This is a genomic window from Bradyrhizobium sp., assembly GCF_030693485.1.
GTDB lineage: Bacteria > Pseudomonadota > Alphaproteobacteria > Rhizobiales > Xanthobacteraceae > Bradyrhizobium.
In genome coordinates this window covers 1-3,188 of sequence record NZ_JAUYAN010000259.1, presented here as the reverse complement: position 1 = coordinate 3,188, position 3,188 = coordinate 1, and the positions used below count along the sequence as shown (strand labels likewise).

3 protein-coding genes and 1 pseudogene are annotated in these 3,188 nt (G+C 63.3%); 2 read left to right on the top strand and 2 right to left on the bottom strand.

Translation table 11 applies throughout. From position 1 onward, the window contains the following. Positions 1 to 418 (top strand): annotated as a pseudogene (locus Q8N40_RS19055) (transporter); the annotation flags it as partial. A 4-nt stretch (positions 419 to 422) separates the two neighbouring features. Beyond that, positions 423 to 1,049 (top strand): HutD family protein, encoded by a 627-nt coding sequence (locus tag Q8N40_RS19050; RefSeq protein ID WP_305712908.1) that lies wholly within the window; start codon positions 423 to 425, stop codon positions 1,047 to 1,049. Between the two features lie 50 nt (positions 1,050 to 1,099). Here the strand turns inward: Q8N40_RS19050 and Q8N40_RS19045 are convergent, their stop codons facing one another. Further along, positions 1,100 to 1,639 (bottom strand): DUF421 domain-containing protein, encoded by a 540-nt coding sequence (locus Q8N40_RS19045; RefSeq protein WP_305712907.1) that lies wholly within the window; start codon positions 1,637 to 1,639, stop codon positions 1,100 to 1,102. 43 nt (positions 1,640 to 1,682) lie between these two features. Beyond that, positions 1,683 to 3,188 (bottom strand): xanthine dehydrogenase family protein molybdopterin-binding subunit (locus Q8N40_RS19040; RefSeq protein ID WP_305712906.1); only part of this gene is annotated, 1,506 nt, incomplete at its 5' end.

The following is a 3,188-nucleotide window of genomic DNA, read 5'->3' as shown; positions in this document are numbered from 1 at the left end:
CGGCGCGCTGTCCGGCTACCGCTCGAAGTGGCATGAATCGGCCAAATTCATTTCGCCGATGCCGATCAATTTTGGCCTCGCCGCCCACTTGGCCAATCTCGCATGGTGGAAAACGCTGGACCCGAAGGTGCAGGCGTTCCTCGAGACCCATGTCCGGAAGCTCGAAGACTCGATCTTCGAACAGGCCAGGACCGAGACCCAGACCGGCATCGACTGCAACACCGGCAAAACCGAATGCAAGGAAGGCAAGCCGGCAGCCATGAAACTGGTCGCCGTGACGCCGGCTGACGAGGCGCTGCGCAAGGATGCGCTGGTCAAGGCCATCATGCCCGGCTTCGCGCAGCGTTGCGGCGCCGATTGCGTCGCCAACTGGAATGCGACCATCGGCAAGTCGCTCGGCCTCAAGATGGGGCAATGAGCCCATGGATGTCGGCAGCGGGGTTCGGCTCGCGCCGATCGATCCTTCTGCGTTCCGGCATACGCCGTGGAAGAACGGCGGCGGCGTCACGATCGACGTCGCCGAATCCCTGCTCCCCGGCTTCGCGCCGGGCAGCTGGGAAGGAATGGTCTGGCGATTTGGCCGCACCGCCATCGTGACACCGGGCCCGTTTTCCGACCTCAGCGGCTTCGACCGTCAGCAAGTGCTGGTTTCAGGCCAGGGACTCGTGCTCGAAACGCCTACGGGCGAGATCGACGTGCGGCAGCCGTTCAGGCCGGTCGGTTTTGCCGGCGAGACGGCGATCGTCAGTCGGCTTGAAGCCGGACCGGTCGAAGTCGTCAATCTGCTCGGCGACCGGTCGCTTGTGTCGATCGATCTTTCATGTCTCGCTGCCGGCGCCGTGAATACCCGCCCGGCCGGCATCCACATCATCTATGCGGCCGCGACGCCCTGCGATCTCGCCATCAACGGCAAGGCCTGCGCGATCGCGGACGGCCATGCCTTGCGCATCGATGCCGACGAAAGCTTCAGCGTCGCAAGCCGGCTCGGCACCGCGATCGTGGCATCCATACGTCCCGTCGCGCGGACGGCCCTGCCGGACATTCCGTAGCCATCGGCAGCCGCGTGATGCCTGGAATCATGGATCGGCGCTGTGACGTGTCATATCGTCTTCTTCCGCTTCCTGGCGCCGTCGTCATCGCTGGAGTCCACCTTGATGACGCTGATTTCACCATTCGCTTCCAGATTGGCTTGCTTCACCTCGGCCATGTCCTGAACCCCCTGCTGCCGCAGCTGGCCGCGCAGTTCGTCCTCGGTGATGAATTGCCGGCGCATATTGTTCCGGTTCATTCTGCCGTTGTCGATGAGCCGAAGCGGCGCCGGCGCGAGGAGTCGCTCGAAAATCTTGAAGTGATAACTCAGCCAGTTCAGGAAAATGTCCCAGAACACGATCGTCAGCACCAGCAGCACACCTTCGGTGATTGATTTGTATTCCTTCGCGAAGCCGTTTTGAGCGGCATCCGCGATCAGCACGATGACGAGGATGTCGGCTATTCCGATCGTCGACGACTGCCGCAGCATGACGAACCGCAGGATCAGGAACAGCGACAGATACATCACGGTCCCGCGCAGCATGATCTCGGCGAGAGAGTGCGTGGGGATCAGCAGTTCGGCCCACTCGATCAACAGGAACTTGTCCAAAGTGACCTCGCCATGGATTGTTGAACGGAAACGATCAATCGAATCAGCGGTTCCTTGCGGGAAGCGTCGCACGGGCGGCCTGGATGGCGCTCCAGACCAGAAACGGCGTCGCTGGCATGTCCAGTTCATGGATGCCGAGCGGCGACAGGGCATCGAGCACGGCGTTCATAATGGTTTGCGGCGCAGCGATGCTGCCGGCCTGCCCGGTTCCCTTCACTCCCAGCGGGTTCGAATGGGTCGGCTCGGAGTCATTGAGGCCGCCGGCGAAGTTCGGCAGATCCTGCGCGCGCGGCAATGCATAGTCCATGAACGAGCCGGTGATGAGTTGGCCCTCGGCGTCAAAGACGACATGCTCCAGCAGGGCCTGCCCGATCCCCTGTGCTACCCCTCCATGCACCTGCCCGAGCGCCACGCGCGGGTTGATCAGGCTGCCGAAATCATCCGCGATGGTGTAGCGATCGAGCCTGATGACACCGGTTTCCGGATCGATCTCGACTTCCGCAACGTGGCAACCGTTCGGAAAAGTGTAGAGTTCGGAACCGTTCTTCGCGCTTCCTTCCAGCCCCGGCGTCATTCCTTCCGGAAGGTTGGCGGGATCCCGCGCGGCATCGGCCACCTTGCCGATCGCGATGGCGCGCTCGGTGCCCTGCACGACGAAGCTGCCGTCGGCGAACGAAACCTGATCGACCGGCGCCTGCAGCAGGTGTGCTGCGATCAGCCGGCCTTTCTCGATCAGTTGTTCGACGGCCATCACCAACGCGGTGCCGCCCATATGCATCGAACGCGCGCCGCCATGGCCGTTCCCGCCGGGCAGAAGATCGGTGTCACCCTGATGGAAGCGGAATGCGGCAATCGGCAATCCCAGGAGATCGGCCGCGACCTGCGGATAGGCAGTCTCATGTCCCTGGCCGTTGGACTGGGTACCGACCGCCAGCGACACCGTGCCGTCCGCCTCGAATGCCGCCCGGGCAAACTCACCCAGCGCGCCGCGGGAGGTCTCGAGAAAGCAGGCGATGGCTATCCCGCGCAGTAAACCCGCCTTCTTCGACTGCGCGCGGCGCTTGCGAAAGCCGTCAAACCCGGCGAGCGCCATCGCCTCGTCCAGACCGGCGCCGAAGCGGCCGCCGTCGATCTTCATGCCCATCGCCGTACGATGCGGAAACGTGCCGATGATGTTGCGCCGGCGCAATTCGATGGCGTCGATGCCGGTCTTGACCGCGGCGAGGTTCACAAGGCGCTCGATCAGGTAATTGGCTTCGGGCTTGCCGGCGCCGCGATAGGCGTCGATCGGCGGCGTGTTGGTGAAGGCGCCGCGTACCTCATAGAAGACCGACGGGATGTCATAGACGCCACCGATCGCGCTGCCGGCCGCATTTGTCGAGCTGATCGGGCCGCTGGTGGAAAGATAGGCGCCCATATTGGCGACCGCTTTCACTTCCAGCGCGAGAAACCGGCCATCGCTGTCGAGCGCAAGCCGCGCGCGAGAAAAGAAATCGCGGCCATGCGCGGAGCTGATAAAATCCTCCGATCGTTCGCAGACCCAGCGCAC

Excerpts from the sequence above, each read along its gene's own strand:
- Q8N40_RS19050 (WP_305712908.1), top strand. The coding sequence starts at position 423 with ATGGATGTCGGCAGCGGGGTTCGGCTCGCGCCGATCGATCCTTCTGCG.